Annotated in this window: 22 protein-coding genes and 1 tRNA gene; 12 read left to right on the top strand and 11 right to left on the bottom strand. The window is 70.5% G+C overall.

Going from position 1 to position 13,967, the window contains the following annotated elements; all coding sequences use genetic code 11:
- The 4 genes from JAN5088_RS11800 to pyrF all read left to right on the top strand — a co-directional run bounded on the left by JAN5088_RS11800 (position 1) and on the right by pyrF (position 1,697).
- Positions 1-276, top strand: coding sequence for a YciI family protein (locus tag JAN5088_RS11800; protein ID WP_055683005.1), 276 nt, complete (start codon positions 1-3; stop codon positions 274-276).
- Entirely contained in the window at positions 273-692 is a 420-nt protein-coding gene (locus JAN5088_RS11795) for an EVE domain-containing protein (RefSeq protein ID WP_055683004.1), read from the top strand. Before JAN5088_RS11800 ends, JAN5088_RS11795 begins: the two co-directional genes overlap by 4 nt.
- A 53-nt stretch (positions 693-745) precedes the next feature.
- Positions 746-934, top strand: a complete 189-nt coding sequence (locus tag JAN5088_RS11790) for a hypothetical protein (protein WP_055683003.1) — start codon at positions 746-748, stop codon at positions 932-934.
- 61 nt (positions 935-995) lie between these two features.
- A complete protein-coding gene (gene pyrF, locus JAN5088_RS11785) occupies positions 996-1,697 on the top strand; it encodes an orotidine-5'-phosphate decarboxylase (RefSeq protein ID WP_055683002.1) in 702 nt (233 codons plus the stop codon).
- 9 nt (positions 1,698-1,706) lie between these two features.
- Here pyrF and JAN5088_RS11780 read toward each other — a convergent pair whose 3' ends face one another.
- The 4 genes from JAN5088_RS11780 to JAN5088_RS11765 all read right to left on the bottom strand — a co-directional run bounded on the left by JAN5088_RS11780 (position 1,707) and on the right by JAN5088_RS11765 (position 3,546).
- Positions 1,707-1,943 carry a hypothetical protein gene (locus JAN5088_RS11780; protein ID WP_055683001.1) on the bottom strand — a complete coding sequence of 79 codons (237 nt, stop codon included), beginning with the start codon at positions 1,941-1,943 and terminating at the stop codon, positions 1,707-1,709.
- 84 nt (positions 1,944-2,027) lie between these two features.
- Positions 2,028-2,312: an NfeD family protein gene (locus JAN5088_RS11775; protein ID WP_055683000.1), complete on the bottom strand. Its 285-nt coding sequence runs from the start codon at positions 2,310-2,312 to the stop codon at positions 2,028-2,030.
- Positions 2,312-3,205: an SPFH domain-containing protein gene (locus JAN5088_RS11770; RefSeq protein WP_055682999.1), complete on the bottom strand. Its 894-nt coding sequence runs from the start codon at positions 3,203-3,205 to the stop codon at positions 2,312-2,314. Before JAN5088_RS11770 ends, JAN5088_RS11775 begins: the two co-directional genes overlap by 1 nt.
- A gap of 74 nt (positions 3,206-3,279) precedes the next feature.
- The gene (locus tag JAN5088_RS11765) at positions 3,280-3,546 is read right to left on the bottom strand and encodes a hypothetical protein (RefSeq protein ID WP_055682998.1); all 267 of its coding nucleotides are present in this window, start codon (positions 3,544-3,546) and stop codon (positions 3,280-3,282) included.
- A gap of 93 nt (positions 3,547-3,639) precedes the next feature.
- Here JAN5088_RS11765 and JAN5088_RS11760 point away from each other — a divergent pair, with 93 nt between their 5' ends.
- The gene (locus JAN5088_RS11760) at positions 3,640-4,893 is read left to right on the top strand and encodes a DNA polymerase IV (protein ID WP_055682997.1); all 1,254 of its coding nucleotides are present in this window, start codon (positions 3,640-3,642) and stop codon (positions 4,891-4,893) included.
- A gap of 3 nt (positions 4,894-4,896) precedes the next feature.
- On the opposite strand, the gene JAN5088_RS11755 is transcribed toward JAN5088_RS11760, so the two are convergent.
- Positions 4,897-5,754: an N-formylglutamate amidohydrolase gene (locus JAN5088_RS11755; RefSeq protein ID WP_055682996.1), complete on the bottom strand. Its 858-nt coding sequence runs from the start codon at positions 5,752-5,754 to the stop codon at positions 4,897-4,899.
- Between the two features lie 143 nt (positions 5,755-5,897).
- Between JAN5088_RS11755 and JAN5088_RS11750 the strand changes: the two genes are divergently transcribed.
- A tRNA-Val gene (locus tag JAN5088_RS11750) sits at positions 5,898-5,972 on the top strand.
- A 74-nt stretch (positions 5,973-6,046) separates the two neighbouring features.
- The gene (ykgO, locus tag JAN5088_RS11745) at positions 6,047-6,172 is read left to right on the top strand and encodes a type B 50S ribosomal protein L36 (protein WP_005850168.1); all 126 of its coding nucleotides are present in this window, start codon (positions 6,047-6,049) and stop codon (positions 6,170-6,172) included.
- A 55-nt stretch (positions 6,173-6,227) separates the two neighbouring features.
- Here the strand turns inward: ykgO and JAN5088_RS11740 are convergent, their stop codons facing one another.
- The 4 genes from JAN5088_RS11740 to JAN5088_RS11725 all read right to left on the bottom strand — a co-directional run bounded on the left by JAN5088_RS11740 (position 6,228) and on the right by JAN5088_RS11725 (position 8,579).
- Positions 6,228-6,902 carry a class I SAM-dependent methyltransferase gene (locus JAN5088_RS11740; RefSeq protein WP_055682995.1) on the bottom strand — a complete coding sequence of 225 codons (675 nt, stop codon included), beginning with the start codon at positions 6,900-6,902 and terminating at the stop codon, positions 6,228-6,230.
- Positions 6,903-6,912: 10 nt separating this feature from the next.
- Positions 6,913-7,569 (bottom strand): peroxiredoxin, encoded by a 657-nt coding sequence (locus tag JAN5088_RS11735; RefSeq protein ID WP_055682994.1) that lies wholly within the window; start codon positions 7,567-7,569, stop codon positions 6,913-6,915.
- Between the two features lie 72 nt (positions 7,570-7,641).
- Positions 7,642-8,298 carry an RluA family pseudouridine synthase gene (locus JAN5088_RS11730; protein ID WP_055682993.1) on the bottom strand — a complete coding sequence of 219 codons (657 nt, stop codon included), beginning with the start codon at positions 8,296-8,298 and terminating at the stop codon, positions 7,642-7,644.
- 38 nt (positions 8,299-8,336) lie between these two features.
- Positions 8,337-8,579, bottom strand: coding sequence for a hypothetical protein (locus tag JAN5088_RS11725; protein WP_143114649.1), 243 nt, complete (start codon positions 8,577-8,579; stop codon positions 8,337-8,339).
- Between the two features lie 91 nt (positions 8,580-8,670).
- Here JAN5088_RS11725 and JAN5088_RS11720 point away from each other — a divergent pair, with 91 nt between their 5' ends.
- A complete protein-coding gene (locus JAN5088_RS11720) occupies positions 8,671-9,123 on the top strand; it encodes a CreA family protein (RefSeq protein ID WP_055682991.1) in 453 nt (150 codons plus the stop codon).
- A gap of 3 nt (positions 9,124-9,126) precedes the next feature.
- Here the strand turns inward: JAN5088_RS11720 and JAN5088_RS11715 are convergent, their stop codons facing one another.
- Together JAN5088_RS11715 and JAN5088_RS11710 are read right to left on the bottom strand one after the other, a co-directional pair.
- A complete protein-coding gene (locus JAN5088_RS11715; RefSeq protein WP_055682990.1) occupies positions 9,127-9,768 on the bottom strand; it encodes a ChrR family anti-sigma-E factor in 642 nt (213 codons plus the stop codon).
- A 4-nt stretch (positions 9,769-9,772) separates the two neighbouring features.
- The gene (locus JAN5088_RS11710; protein ID WP_370736414.1) at positions 9,773-10,354 is read right to left on the bottom strand and encodes a sigma-70 family RNA polymerase sigma factor; all 582 of its coding nucleotides are present in this window, start codon (positions 10,352-10,354) and stop codon (positions 9,773-9,775) included.
- Between the two features lie 220 nt (positions 10,355-10,574).
- On the opposite strand from JAN5088_RS11710, the gene JAN5088_RS11705 reads away from it, so the two are divergent.
- The 4 genes from JAN5088_RS11705 to JAN5088_RS11690 all read left to right on the top strand — a co-directional run bounded on the left by JAN5088_RS11705 (position 10,575) and on the right by JAN5088_RS11690 (position 13,948).
- On the top strand, positions 10,575-11,867 hold the full coding sequence (locus tag JAN5088_RS11705) for an NAD(P)/FAD-dependent oxidoreductase (protein ID WP_055682988.1): 1,293 nt from the start codon (positions 10,575-10,577) through the stop codon (positions 11,865-11,867).
- Entirely contained in the window at positions 11,864-12,628 is a 765-nt protein-coding gene (locus tag JAN5088_RS11700) for a DUF1365 domain-containing protein (RefSeq protein ID WP_055682987.1), read from the top strand. Before JAN5088_RS11705 ends, JAN5088_RS11700 begins: the two co-directional genes overlap by 4 nt.
- Before the next feature lie 177 nt (positions 12,629-12,805).
- On the top strand, positions 12,806-13,168 hold the full coding sequence (locus JAN5088_RS11695; protein ID WP_055682986.1) for a hypothetical protein: 363 nt from the start codon (positions 12,806-12,808) through the stop codon (positions 13,166-13,168).
- A gap of 42 nt (positions 13,169-13,210) precedes the next feature.
- Positions 13,211-13,948 carry an SDR family NAD(P)-dependent oxidoreductase gene (locus JAN5088_RS11690; protein ID WP_055682985.1) on the top strand — a complete coding sequence of 246 codons (738 nt, stop codon included), beginning with the start codon at positions 13,211-13,213 and terminating at the stop codon, positions 13,946-13,948.
- Positions 13,949-13,967: the final 19 nt, after the last annotated feature.

Below are 13,967 nucleotides of genomic sequence, written 5' to 3'. Positions count from 1 at the left end.
ATGCTCCACGCCCTGATCTGCACCGACAAGCCCAACCACCTGCACGTCCGCAAGGCGAACCGCGACGCCCACCTGGCCCGCGTCAAGGCCGACGAGCGCATCGTGCAGGCCGGGCCGCTGCTCGACGCGACGGGCGAGATGTGCGGCTCCCTCATCGTCTTCGACACCGACAGCCGCGCCCATGTCGAGGCTTTCGTCGCCGCCGACCCCTATGCCACCGCCGGCCTGTTCGCCGAAGTGCGGATCGTGACCTGGAACCGGGTCCTGTCGCGGTGAATCACTGGCTGTTCAAGTCGGAACCCGGCGTCTGGTCCTGGGACGACCAGGTGGCGCGCGGCGACGCGGGCGAGGAATGGGACGGCGTCCGCAATTATCAGGCCCGCAACTTCATGCGCGACATGGCCGTGGGCGATCTCGGCTTCTTCTACCACAGCCAGGACGAGAAGGCCGTCGTCGGCATCGTCGAGGTCTGCGCGGCGGTCCATCCCGACAGCACCACCGACGACCCCCGGTGGGAATGCGTCGACCTGCGCGCGGTCGAACCCCTGCCCAGCCCCGTCACGCTGGCGCGCATCAAGGACACGCCGGAGCTTTCGGACATGGCGCTGGTCCGCAACAGCCGCCTGTCGGTGCAGCCCGTGACGCCCGAAGAATGGCGCCTTGTCCGACGGATGGCCGGCCTTCGTAACTGAATCGCAACCATCTCGTCTCGGCCGGCGTTGCCCCTGGGTAAAGGAGGACCGGGATGACCGCACACCGTCTGATACGGATCGCCGACATAAGGTTCGACCCGCTGACCGGGCGCGTCGATGGCGTCGCCATTCGCCGCAACCGCAGCGGCCGGGTCCTGCGCCAGCACCTCTCCATTCCCGCCCATCCGCTCTGGACGCATGCCGATGCCGTGCGCGCCCTGACCGCCCGGTCGCAGGCCTGACCGGCTGGACAGCGGCCGCGCCCTGACCTAGGCCCCGACCGACCCGACCGGCGGAGGCAGCATGACCGACACCACCCGTTCCGACGACCGCCTGATCGTGGCGCTCGACCTGCCCGACGCGCTCTCGGGCCTCGCCATGGCCGAACGGCTGGGCGATGCGGTGTCGTTCTACAAGATCGGGCTGGGGATGCTGACCGGGGGCGGGCTGGCGCTGGCCAACGAGCTCAAGGACGAACACGGCAAGCGCATCTTCCTCGACCTCAAGCTCTTCGACATCGGCGCCACGGTGGAAGCCGCCGTGCGGGGCCTTTCGCGGTTCGACCTCGACTTCCTGACGGTCCACGGCGATCCGACCGTCGTCGCGGCGGCGGCGCAGGCCAAGGGGTCCATGAAGATCCTTGCCGTGACGGTGCTCACCTCGCTCGACCGCTCCGACCTCGACGCGGCGCTGATCGTGCCGGGCGACATCCCCGACCTCGTGGCCGCCCGCGCCGCCCGTGCCTTCGAGGCGGGCGCCGACGGCGTCATCGCCTCCCCGCAGGAAGCGGCACTGATCCGCGCCCTGCCGCAGGCCGAGGGCAGGCTCATCGTCACGCCCGGCGTCCGCCCCGAGGGCGCGGCCATGGGCGACCAGAAGCGCGTCACCACGCCGCGCGCGGCCGTGGATGCGGGCGCCGACCACATCGTCGTGGGCCGGCCGATCCATGCGACCGACGACCCGGCCGCCGCCGCCCGCGCGATCCTGGCCGACCTGCGGGCCTGACGGCGCCGCTCACTCCAGCGCGGGGTTGTCCACGATCTCGTCGCCGTCGCCTTCCACCAACCCGTCGTCCGACGGCATGACGATGCCGTCCACCCCTTCGGCCGGTCCGTCGTCGGCGGCTGTCATCATGTTCGGCAGAATGATGAAGAGCAGGACGGCGCCCAACACCACGGCGACCACCAGTCCGACGTAGAAAATGCCTTTCGACCGTTCGGGCACGGGGGCGTCCTCGGGTTCCCTGACCATGTCGATCCTCCTTCGTTGTCGCAGGGGGAACGTCGATCCGGGCGGGGGCGTTCCGTGCCCGGATGGATTGGTGCCGATAGCGGTTCAGTCGTTGATGTCGCGGTCGAACGTCCGGGGCGTCTCGTCCGGCCTCTCGAACAGGCGCCGCAGCACGAGCCAGGCGCCGAGCGACAGCACCGCGAAAACCAGAAGCAGCCAGGCCGCCCCGCTGCCCGTCGCCGCCAGCGCCCCGAGCAGGCCGAAGGCGAGGCCCAGCGACACGAGGCCCGCGCCCACCGCGAACCCCAGCAGGATATGGGTAGGCGCCACCACCTCAAGGATGCCGAAAACGACGGCCGCCAGCGCCCAGGCCCACCATTCCGACAGCATCAGCCGCGACCCTTGAGCATGCGGAACGCCTCGCCGAAGGCATCGAGCGCCGAGGCCGGTACGACCACGGTCTGCGACCCGGTCCCGCGCCCCAGTGCGGTCAGCGCCTCCACCTGCTTCAGCGCGACCTGATACTGCGCCGCCTCCAGCCCGTTCTCGGCGATGGCCTTGGCCACGACGCTTGTGGCATAGGCTTCCGCATCGGCGGCGATCCGGCGGGCCTTGGCGGTCTGCTCGGCGGCGTAAAGCTCCGCATCGGCGGCCAGCTCGACGGCGCGGCGCCTGCCCTCCGCCTCCGTCACCTGCGCCCGGCGGGCCCGCTCGGCGTTGAGCTGCTGCAGCATCGCGTCCCGCGTCTGCGCGTCGAGGTTCACGTCCAGGATCTCGGCGCGCGTCACCTCGATCCCCCAGTCGTCCACCGCATCCGCCACCTGCGCCTTGATCTTCGCGATCACCTCGGAGCGGTTGGACTGCACCTCGTCCAACTCCATCATCCCGATCTCGGCGCGCACGATCCCCGCGACCGTCGTGGCGATGGCCGCATCCACGTCGCGGATGCGGTAAACCGTCTTTTCGGGATGCAGGATGCGATAGAAGACCGAGGTCTCGACCTGGACCAGCACGTTGTCGCGGGTGATGGCGTCCTGATGGGCATTGGGAAGCTGCCGCTCCAGGATGCTGATGCGATGCGCCACGCGGTCGAGGAACGGCACGATCAGATTGATGCCCGGCCCCAGAACCGACCGCAGCCGGCCGAACCGCTCGACCACGAACTTCTCCGACTGTGGCACGATCCGGACCGCAAGGAGAATGCAGACGACCACCAGGATCGCCACGCCGATCAACACCGCGTTCTCGCCCGCGAAAGCCAATACCTCGTCCTGCCCGTCCATGATCCGTCCCTGCGATCCGTTGTCGCGGCACTCTGGGTCAGCGGGGGCCGCGATGCAACGACGGGTTCGCGGGGTCAGTCCTCGGGCACGATGACAACGGCGTCCTCGCCCACGATCTCGGCTTCGGGCGCGCCGTCGGACAGGTCGGGCGCGCGTCCGGCGAAGACGACGATCAGGACGGCGGCCACCACGATCACCACGGCGACCAGCACCCATCCGAATGTCGCGCGCGAGCGGTGCGGCGCCACGTCCGAAGGGGTCAGGTCTTCGCCACCCGGCACCGGCCCCCCGGGCGCGGGGCGCTTGCGGCGGGAATCCTGCGGGCGGGTAACGTCGGGCATCGGTCCGTCCTTTCGCAAGGTCATGCGGCACGAAGCCAACCCGCCGGCGCGGCGACAGTTCCCGTTGCCTGCGTCTCCGGCTAGACTGCACCGATGCCCGCGCTCTGCCGCCACTGCCTGACCACCTTCGACGACGGGACGCGTTGCCCCGCCTGCCGGTCACCGCGCGTCACCGCCCATCCGGAGCTTTTCGACCTCTCCATCGCGCACATGGATTGCGACGCGTTCTACGCCAGCGTGGAAAAGCGCGACCGGCCCGAACTGGCCGACAAGCCCGTGATCGTCGGAGGCGGGCGGCGGGGCGTGGTGACGACCTGCTGCTATATCGCGCGCATCCGCGGCGTGCGCTCCGCCATGCCGATGTTCAAGGCGCTCAAACTCTGCCCCGACGCGGTCATCATCAAGGGCCGCATGGACCTCTATGTCGAGGTCAGCCGCCAGATCCGCGCGATGATGGAGGAGCTGACCCCCGCCATCGAACCCCTCTCGCTCGACGAGGCGTTCCTCGACCTCACCGGCACCGCCCGCCTGCACGGCGCGCCGCCCGCGGTGATGCTCGCCCGCCTGACCCGGCGGATCAGCGACGAGATCGGGATCACCGGCTCAATCGGCCTCAGCCACAACAAGTTTTTGGCAAAGATCGCCAGCGACCTCGACAAGCCACGCGGCTTTTCCGTCATCGGCCGAGCCGAGACCGAGGCGTTCCTTGCGCCGAAGCCCGTGGGCATCGTCTTCGGCATCGGCGCCGTGGGGCAGGAATCGCTGCGGCGCGCGGGCATCGACACCATCGCGGACCTCAGGCGCTGGGATCGCGCCGACCTCGCGCGGCGCTTCGGCTCGATGGGCGACCGCCTCTGGCATCTGGCGCGGGGCGAGGACATGCGCCCCGTCCGCGCCCACCGCCCCGTCAAATCCATCTCGAAGGAGACGACCTTCGATGAGGATACCGCCGACCCCGACATCCTCGACGGCCACATCTGGCGTCTTGCCGAACAGGTCTCGGCCCGTGCCAAGGCGCGTGATCTGGCGGGCCGGGTCGTCACGCTGAAACTCAAGCGCGCAAACTTCACCACGATCACCCGCCGCCATGCCCTGTCCGAGCCCACGCAGATGGCCGACCGCATCTACCGCGAGGGGCGGGCGCTGTTCGACGCGCTGGGCGGCCCCGGCCCCGCGCGGCTGATCGGGGTGGGGCTGGCGGACCTCTGCGCGGCCGATGCGGCCGACCGGGGCGGGGACCTGCTGGATCCGGGCGCCGCGCGCCGGGCCGCCGCCGAGCGGGCCACCGACGCGATCCGCGCACGGTTCGGCGCAGCGGCCATCGCCAAGGGCCGCGCGCTGCGCTGAGGTCTATTCGGCGGCCAGGTCCCGGGCGGGCGCGACCTGCGCGCAGAACCGCGCGATGGCCTCGGTCATCATCGCCTGCACCGCTTGGAACTCCGGACCGGGCTCGGTCGTCGCCTCGTCGAGGTAGAGCGCGCGGTCGATCTCGATCTGGATGGCATGGCGCCCGCGTTCGGGCTGGCCGTAGGCCTGGGTGACATAGGCCCCGGCGAAAGGCGCGTTGCGCGCGACCCGCAGGCCCAGGTCCGTGAACACCGCCTCGGCCGCATCCATCAGCGCCGGCGCGGCGGCGGCGCCGAACCGGTCGCCCAGCACGATCTGCGGCTCCTGCCCCGGCGCGCCCGCCCCCTCAATCGCCTCGTGCGGCATGGAATGGATGTCGAGCAGGATCGCGCGGCCGAACCGGCCCTCCGCCTCCGCCATGAGGCCCTCCAGCGTCGCGTGATAGGGCCGCCACCAGGTGTCGATGCGCGCCCGGGCCTCCTCCAGCCCGATCTTCCCGCGATAGATCGCCCGCCCCTGCGCCACCACGCGGGGAATGACGCCCAGCCCCGAACTGATGCGCGGCGTGGTCCGGCCGCGCGGGACCCCGTGGACGACGGCGGGGTCCAGCTCCTCCGGCGCGCGGTTCAGGTCGACGAAGGCGCGCGGCATCACCGCCGACAGGACCGGCACGCCCAGCGCGGGGATGCCGTCGAGCAGGAGGTCGACATAGGCATCCTCCGACGAGCGGATGCGCGCGGCGTCCAGCACGCTGGCCCGCAGGAATCCGGCGTCGTAGAAGCGGCCCGAATGGGGGCTCGCCACCACCACGGGGGCTGCCGGGACGTCGGGCCGGATCAGGTTGAACGGTGCGGTCGTCACGGGCTGCGGCCCCTCCTTGGCGGGCAAGATAGGGCGGCGGGGAAACTCTGACAAACCCCTCTTGCACGACCCGTTGAAAGCATCTATCCACCGGCCACCAATCGAAGGGGCCACGGATTCCGTTCCGTGGTTTCGTCGTGAGGGGGTGATTAGCTCAGCGGTAGAGCACTTCGTTGACATCGAAGGGGTCACTGGTTCGATCCCAGTATCGCCCACCACGCCGCTCCCGTCCCGGGGGCATGAGGTTCAACCCACGGCGTCACAGCGCGCCGCGATGATAGGAGACGCAGCCATGAAGGTTCGCAATTCCCTCCGGTCGCTCAAGAACCGGCACCGCGATTGCCGCGTCGTGCGCCGCAAGGGCCGGGTCTATGTGATCAACAAGACCCAGCGCCGCTTCAAGGCCCGCCAGGGCTGAGGATCGGCACGAGACCGTGACGGATGGGCCACCCTCGGGTGGCCTTTTTCGTGGGCTACTTCGGCCGCGCCTCGACCAGCCGCTGTCCGCGCGGCAGCACGGTGTCGCGCAGGTCCATCCCGAACCCCGCCGCCTCCGTCAGCGCGTGCAGCACCGCCTCCGTCATGTGCCAGGGCGGCCGCGCCGGATGCGTCACGACGCCGTCGGCCTGTCGGAAGGCCCCGGCGAAGCGGTCTTCGGGCACCAGGAACACCGTGAACAGGAACGCCCGCAGGCCCGGAAACCGCACCCGCGCCCGGCCCAGCGCAGCGGCCAGCCGGTCATGGGGCAGATGGGTGAAGACGGCGAAGGCGATGGCGACGTCGATCCGGGGCGTCACGCCCGGATAGGCGAACTCCGCATCCTCGATCAGCTGCTCCACCGGCAGGCGGGCCGGGTCGGCCAGCTCCACCTCCCGCCCCCGCCGCATCAGCCCGCCCGAGGCATCCGTCGCCCAGTAGTTGCCGGGGTCGAGCCAGGGCACCGCCCGGCACCCTAGGCGCAATGCCCCCGCGCCCACGTCCAGAAGCCGGTGATCCGGCCGGAGCCCCGCCGCGCGCAGGACATCCATCTGCGCGCGCCCCGTCTCGTCCCAGCGGCCGCCGACGATCTCGCGGTGGCGCCCCTGCGACAGCGCCCGGTCGTAGAAACCGGGCACCAGATAGGGCGAGACGGGCCGCCCGTCGCTCACGCGCGCCGGATCACTGCGAGGGGTCGCGCGTCATCCGCAGATAGGGGAAATGCGTCTTGAAGTCGCCGAACTTCGCCGTCGCATCCTCGTTTGACAGCGACGTGGGGATCACCACGTCCTTGCCCTGCTCCCAGTTGGCGGGCGTCGCCACGCCGTGCCTGGCGGCGGTCTGCAACCCGTCCACGGCGCGCAGGATCTCGGCGAAGTTGCGGCCCACGTTCATCGGATAGGTCATCGACAGCTTCAGCTTCTTGTCCGGCCCGATGATGTAGACGGCGCGCACCGTCGCGGTGTCGTCGGGCGTGCGGCCGTCGGGCAGATAGGCGTCGTCGGGCAGCATGTCATAGGCCTTGGACACCTCCAGCGATTCGTCGGCGATGATGGGGAACCCCGCCTCCGCGCCTGCGAACTCCGAGATGTCGGACTTCCACTTGCGATGCTCCTCCGCCCCGTCGACGGAAATGCCGATCACCTTGACGCCGCGCTTCTTCCATTCGGCGTCGAGCTGCGCGACGGCGCCGAACTCGGTGGTGCAGACCGGGGTGAAATCCTTGGGATGGCTGAACAGGATGGCCCAGTCGTCGCCGATCCAGTCGTGGAAGCGGATGTGCCCCTCGCTGGTCTCGGCCTCGAAATCGGGAACGGTCTGGTTGATGCGCAGGCTCATGGCATGTCTCCTCGGGTTGAATGGCTCGCCCGATACCTAGTCATCTCCGCCGCGCCAGACCAGAGCGGCGCGTCAGAACGGCACCGGCGCCTCCAGCCGCATGACCTTGCCCGTCACCGGATGCTCGAACTTCAGGCCCTCGGCGTGCAGCATCATCCGCGGATGATCCAGCGCCGCCCCCGTGGCATAGAACGGATCGCCCAGGATCGGGTGGCCCAGTTCGCGCATGTGCACGCGCAACTGGTGGCTGCGCCCGGTGCGCGGCATCAGGCGCATCCGCGTCGTGTCGCCCTCATGCGCGACGCGCGTCCAGTCGGTGACGGCGGGCTTGCCGGTCTCGTGGTTCACATGCTGAAGGGGACGGTTCGGCCAGTCGACGATCAGCGGCAGGTCGATCGTCCCCGACGGCGCCGCCACCCGGCCCGCGACCCGCGCGATGTACCGCTTGCGGACGCGGCGCACCTCGAACATGCGGCCCATCTTGCGCTGGCCTTCCTTGGTCAGCGCGAAGACCATGATCCCCGACGTGTCGCGGTCGAGCCTGTGGCACAGCAGCACCTCGGGCCAGATCGCCGCCAGCCGCGCTAGCAGGCAATCGGTCAGGTCCGGACCCCGCCCCGGCACCGACAGAAGGCCCTGCGGCTTGTCCACCACCAGCAGGTGATCGTCCCGGTGGATCACCGCGATGGGGCCATGCGGCGGGCGATAGGGAGTGGAGGGGCCGGTCATCCCCGCGCCCTAGCGCGGACAGGGCGCGAACGGAAGCGTCAGGCCGAGGCCAGCGTCACCGTCGTGATCGCCGCAAGCACCGCCAGCGCCGCCGTCAGCACGCACCAGACGATGCGCCTGACCCGCGTCCCGGGATCGCGGAGATAGGGCGGGCGGGGCGCCATGTCGGGCACCGCGCGACGGTCGGCCACCGCCCGCCACCCCATGCCCGACAAAAGGCCCAGCGTCGTCACCACCCATCCCGCGAGAACGAGGCTCTGGAGCGTCAGAAGGACAAGCACGGTATCTTCTCCGGGTTCGGGGCGGACGAGCCCGACCCTGCCATGACGCGACGGCGGGCGGAACCCGGAACCGGGCGGCGCGTTCGCCCGCATGAAATACATCGCACTGATCGCCGCCCTCCTCGCCACGCCCGCCGCCGCCGAAAAGATCGGCGAGGTGGGGGTCGACTGGGTCGGCAACGACATCGTCATCGATGCCATCGACGACCCCAAGGTCGAGGGCGTCACCTGCCACATCGCCTATTTCGACCGCTCGATCATCGACCGTCTGTCGCAGGGCAACTGGTTCGAGGACCCCTCCAACGCCTCCATCTCCTGCCGCCAGACCGGGCCGATCACGCTGGGCGACATCGACACCTCGGAGAGCGGCGAGGAGGTGTTCCGCGAAAGCCGGTCCATCGTCCTCAAGTCGCTGCGGGTGAAGCGGATCTTCGATCAGGAACGCCAGACCCTCGTCTATCTGGCCCATGCCGCCGAACTGACCGAGGGGTCGGCCAAGATGGCGATCTCGACCGTGCCGCTCTACGTGCCCGTGGCCCCCTGACCCTCAGATCCCGAGAAACCGCTGGAACAGGCGCGGCAACAGCCCCGCGAAGCGCAGCGGCGCGTCGGTGACGACAAGGCAGATGCAGTCCTCCGCAGGCTCCGCCGTGGGGCGATGCTCGGTGCTGGCGTCCGCAACCTGGAGGTCGCCCCGCGCGAACCGCAGGTCGCCATCGCGGAACGCGCCCGTGAGCACCAGCGTCAGCTCGGTTCCACGATGGCTGTGGTCGGGCATCGCCTGACCGGCCGGAATCGAAAGCAGACGCGCGGTCCCGCGCGGGCTCCGGTGCAGCACCGCCTGCCGCGCGCCCATCCCCACGGGCCGCCAGCGCACCGCCGCCAGATCGCCGCCCACCGCGTCCTGCAAAGGTGCCGGAAAGATCCCGCCGCAGATACGGCGCGGGGGCGCCATGTCCTCCTCCTCGTCGAGCCGGCCCAGAACCGCCGTCAGCGCGTCGTCCCCCACCGGCGCGGCATCGGCCTGCTCCAAAAGCGCGCCGCCCAGCGTCTCGAACCCGCCCAGCCGCGCGCGTGCGTCGTCGTCCAGCGACACCGCCGTCGCCACCACCAGATCGTGCGCCGCGGGCAGCGTTCCGGCCGCGAAGCCCAGCAGAAGGTCGTCCCCGATGGGATGCCGGATGCTCATGTCGTCACGTCCCGTCCCTGTCCCTGTCGGCCGTACCCTCCGGCATGGCCTCGCGCAGCCGCGTGATCGCCAGCCGGATGCGCGACTTGATGGTGCCCATGGGCAGGCCCGTCGCGGCGGCGATCTCGCTGTGCGTCGCCTCGCCGAAGAAGGCGCGCTGCACCAGGTCGCGCTGCCGCTCCGGCAGCTCGGCCACCGCCTGCGCCAGCCGCGCGCTCTCCTGGCGCATGGCGACCACGTCCGCCTGCGACGGCTCGGCCTCCGGCCCCCAGGTCAGGTCCTCCGGCTCCGGCCGGCGCGTCTTGCGGATCATGTCGATCTTGCGGTTGCGCGCGATGGTGAACACCCATGTCGCCACGCTCGCCCGCGCGGGATCGTAGAGATGCGCCTTGCGCCAGAGCGTGACCATCACATCCTGCATGCAGTCCTCCGCCACCGGGGGCGCAAGCCCGGTGCGGATCAGGAACGCCTTGATGCGCGGGGCATAGTGGCGGAACAGATCCTCGAAGGCCGCGCGGTCGCGGGCCGCTCCGACGGCAATCATCTGCGCTGTCCAATGGGCATCGTCCTTTTCGGTCTCCGCCACATGCGTCTCCGGCTCCGGGCGGGCGGACATGCCTGCCGTGGTCGCGTTATCGGGAACATCGGCGCGGGCTTCAAGTTCATCCTGACTACGGCGCGGGCTGTTGCGCGGATCAGTTTTCATGCGATGGTCGCACCATTGGGTCCGCGCGCCGTGATGATCCGGACGAATTCCCCCGGCATGGATGCCGGAATACAACACAACAGGACGGACACCGCCGCACTTGCCCCCCGCCTTTCACGACCACCCGCCGCGCCGCATCGCGATCGTCGGTGCGGGCATCGGCGGCATGATCGCGGCCCATGCCCTCGCCCCCCGCCACCGCGTCACCCTGTTCGAGGCCGAGTCCCGCGCCGGCGGCCATGCCCGCACGATCCTCGCCGGGCGCAACGGCGACCGGCCCGTCGATACCGGCTTCATCGTCTGGAACCGCGCGAATTATCCCAACCTCGTCGCGCTGTTCGACGACCTGGGCGTGCCTGTCGCGGAAAGCGACATGTCCTTCGCCGCCTCGCTCGACGGGGGGCGCGTGGAATATTCGCTCCGCACCGCCGACACGATGTTCGCCCAGCGCCGCAACCTTCTGTCGCCGCGGTTCCTGCGGATGGTGCGCGACATCTTCCGGTTCAACGCCCATGCGGCCGATGCGGCCTGCGACCCGGACCTGCCGCTCGGGGCCTTCCTCGACCGGCTGGGCATGGGGCAGGAGTTCCGCGACTGGTATCTCGCCCCGATTTCGGGGGCGATCTGGTCCACGCCAACCCGGCAGGTCATGGAGTTTCCGGCGCAGGCCATGATGCGCTTCTTCCGCAACCACAACCTGCTCAGCCACAAGGGCCAGCACCAGTGGTACACGGTGCGCGGCGGCTCGGCGGAATATGTCGCCCGCCTGACGGCCCGGCTGGCCCGCATGGGGGTGGAGCAGCGGCTCGGCACCCCGGTTCGCGCCATCCGCCGCGATGCCCCGGGGGTCGAGGTTCTGGCAGGCCAGGGGCCGGAGCGGTTCGACGATGTGGTCCTCGCCACCCACGCCGACGACTCCCTGCGCCTTCTCGCCGATCCGCGCCCGCACGAGACCGCGCTCCTCTCCCGCGTGCGCTTTCAGGACAACGAGGCGGTGCTGCATGCCGACCCCTCGGTCATGCCGCGCCGGCGCAAGGTCTGGGCCGCCTGGAACTACGCCGAGCAGGCCGCGCGCCCCGACCGGATCGGGCTGACCTACTGGATGAACCGGCTCCAGCCCATTCCCCAGGACGACCCGCTCTTCTCGACCCTCAACCCCCAGCGCCCCATCCGCGAGGATCTGATCCACGACGTCACCACCTTCCGTCACCCGGTCTACGATCTGCCGATGATGCAGGCGGTCGAGGGGCTGCGCGCGGCGAACGGCACCGATCGCACCTGGTTCTGCGGCGCCTGGATGCGGAACGGCTTTCACGAGGACGGCTTCGTCAGCGCGCTTGACGTGGCCGACGCCTTGGCCGCGCGCGACCCGGTGCAGGTCGCCGCCGAATGAGGCGCGTCCTCGACCATGTGCCCGGCACGACCTTCCACGGTCGCTGGGCCGACGGCGTGGCCAACACCTTCCGCTACGGCGTCGACTACGTCCTTCTCGACCCCGCCGACACCGGCCCGCTGCCGCGGTTCTTCTCGCGCGACCGGGCCAACCTCGTCTCGCTGCGCGACCGCGACCACGGCGGCCCGCCGGGCGAGGGGCGCGGCCTGCCCTGGGCGCGCGACGTGCTGGCGTGTCACCTGCCGGACTTCGCGCCGGGCCGCATCCTGCTTCTGGCGCAGCCGCGCGTGCTGGGCCACACCTTCAACCCGGTCAGCTTCTGGCTGATCCACGACGGTGGCGACGGGCTGCGCGCCGTGATCGCCGAGGTGACGAACACCTATGGCGACCGCCATTCCTATCTCTGCCACGCCGACGACCTCGCCCCCATCGCGCCCGACATGCGGATCACGGTGCAGAAGGTGCTGCATGTCTCGCCCTTCCAGCCGGTCGAGGGGCGATACACGTTCCGCTTCGACATCTCGGACAGCCGCGTGGGCGTCTGGATCGACTACCGGATGCCCGGCGGAAGGCTTCTCGCCACGCTGACCGGCCCGCGCCGTCCCCTGACCGACGGCGCGCTGCTCCGCGCGGCGCTGCGTCGGCCCTTCGGCAGCCGGCGGGTGCTCGCGCTGATCCACTGGCAGGCGCTGCGGCTCTGGTGGCGGGGGGCGCCGTTCCGCGACCGGCCCGATCCGCCGTCTTCCGGCGTCTCACGGTGAGCACCGGTCTGCCCCGTCCGGCTTCCTTCGCGGCGATGCTGGCGGCGTCGGGGCTTCCCGACTACGATTACGCGCCCCGCTTCTGCGTCGAAGGCCATGGCGTCACGCTCGCCCCGCTGTCGCCAGCTCGTGGTCGCCGCCGCGACCCCCCCGGCACTGGCCAAAACCGGGGCGTCCTTGGCTTGGTATGCGGCGATCTTCGCCATGGCGGTCCTGCTCGCGCGACGGGTGATGGCGGTCGAATGGTCGTCGCGCGGCGACGGGGCGCCCGTCAGCGGGCTCGACGCCGTGCTGCGCGATGGCCCCGCACGGCGTCTGCTGCTCATCGTGCTCGTCGACGCGACGCCGGTGGCCGTCACCGCGACCCTGTTTCTCGTCCACATGGCCGACCATCTGCGCGCACCCGGGGGGGCAGGGCCCGCTGCTTTTGCTCATTTTGCTGTCGGCCGCCATCGCCGCGCCGTATCGGGGCCGCGCCGAACGGGGCGGAGGCGCTCTGGATGCTCTCGCTCTTCCATGCTGGGGTGCCGCCGGGCCTGAAGGCAGTGGCGCGGCTTTTGTTGACAAAGAAGGGTGACGACGATGCGTGACTGGACGGGCAAGCGATACTGGATGGTCGGCGCCTCCGAAGGGCTGGGCGCGGCACTGGCGGCCAAACTGTCGAGCGCGGGGGCGGAGGTGATCCTGTCGGCCCGGTCGGAGGACCGGTTGCACGAGGTCGCGGCCACCCTGCCCGGCCGCAGCAGCGTCGTCCCCTGCGACGTGTCCGACGGCGCCAGCGTGCGCGAGGCGGCGGCGCGGGCGGGGCGACTGGACGGGCTGGTGTTCACCGCCGGCGTCTACTGGCCGCAGGCGGCGCAGGACTGGGTGCCCGATCAGGTCGCGGCGATGTGCGACATCAACTTCACCGGCGCGGCCCGCGTCGTGGGCGCCGTCATCGGCGACATGGTGGAGCGTGACGCGGGCCATATCGTCCTGACCGGGTCGCTGGCGGGCTTCCGCGGCCTGCCGGGGGCCACGGGATACGGCGCGTCGAAGGCCGGCGTCATGGCGCTGGCCGAGGGGATGCACGCCGACCTGCGGCGCACCGGCGTCACCGTGCAGATCGCCAATCCGGGGTTCATCCGCACCCGCCTGACCGACAGGAACGACTTTTCCATGCCCTTCCTCATGTCGCCCGAGGATGCCGCGCAGCGGATGTTCGAGATGATGTGCACCGACGACTTCAAGCGCAGCTTTCCCTCGCCCTTCTCCTGGCTGTTCCGGGGCGGGCAGATCCTGCCCGACTGGCTGTGGTATCGGCTGTTCGGCCGTCGCTGACGGCGGGGCGTCGCATCCC

The sequence above is a fragment of the Jannaschia rubra genome (genome assembly GCF_001403735.1).
GTDB lineage: Bacteria > Pseudomonadota > Alphaproteobacteria > Rhodobacterales > Rhodobacteraceae > Jannaschia > Jannaschia rubra.
Note: the sequence above shows the minus strand (reverse complement) of the source record. Positions and strands in the feature narration are given on the sequence as shown.

Bases quoted from the DNA above. Each gene is read 5' to 3' on its own strand.
- JAN5088_RS11800 (WP_055683005.1), top strand. From the start codon at position 1: ATGCTCCACGCCCTGATCTGCACCGACAAGCCCAACCACCTGCACGTC.
- JAN5088_RS11790 (WP_055683003.1), top strand. From the start codon at position 746: ATGACCGCACACCGTCTGATACGGATCGCCGACATAAGGTTCGACCCG.
- pyrF (WP_055683002.1), top strand. From the start codon at position 996: ATGACCGACACCACCCGTTCCGACGACCGCCTGATCGTGGCGCTCGAC.
- JAN5088_RS11780 (WP_055683001.1), bottom strand. From the start codon at position 1,943: ATGGTCAGGGAACCCGAGGACGCCCCCGTGCCCGAACGGTCGAAAGGC.
- JAN5088_RS11775 (WP_055683000.1), bottom strand. From the start codon at position 2,312: ATGCTGTCGGAATGGTGGGCCTGGGCGCTGGCGGCCGTCGTTTTCGGC.
- JAN5088_RS11770 (WP_055682999.1), bottom strand. From the start codon at position 3,205: ATGGACGGGCAGGACGAGGTATTGGCTTTCGCGGGCGAGAACGCGGTG.
- JAN5088_RS11765 (WP_055682998.1), bottom strand. From the start codon at position 3,546: ATGCCCGACGTTACCCGCCCGCAGGATTCCCGCCGCAAGCGCCCCGCG.
- JAN5088_RS11760 (WP_055682997.1), top strand. From the start codon at position 3,640: ATGCCCGCGCTCTGCCGCCACTGCCTGACCACCTTCGACGACGGGACG.
- ykgO (WP_005850168.1), top strand. From the start codon at position 6,047: ATGAAGGTTCGCAATTCCCTCCGGTCGCTCAAGAACCGGCACCGCGAT.
- JAN5088_RS11735 (WP_055682994.1), bottom strand. From the start codon at position 7,569: ATGAGCCTGCGCATCAACCAGACCGTTCCCGATTTCGAGGCCGAGACC.
- JAN5088_RS11730 (WP_055682993.1), bottom strand. From the start codon at position 8,298: ATGACCGGCCCCTCCACTCCCTATCGCCCGCCGCATGGCCCCATCGCG.
- JAN5088_RS11720 (WP_055682991.1), top strand. From the start codon at position 8,671: ATGAAATACATCGCACTGATCGCCGCCCTCCTCGCCACGCCCGCCGCC.
- JAN5088_RS11715 (WP_055682990.1), bottom strand. From the start codon at position 9,768: ATGAGCATCCGGCATCCCATCGGGGACGACCTTCTGCTGGGCTTCGCG.
- JAN5088_RS11700 (WP_055682987.1), top strand. From the start codon at position 11,864: ATGAGGCGCGTCCTCGACCATGTGCCCGGCACGACCTTCCACGGTCGC.
- JAN5088_RS11690 (WP_055682985.1), top strand. From the start codon at position 13,211: ATGCGTGACTGGACGGGCAAGCGATACTGGATGGTCGGCGCCTCCGAA.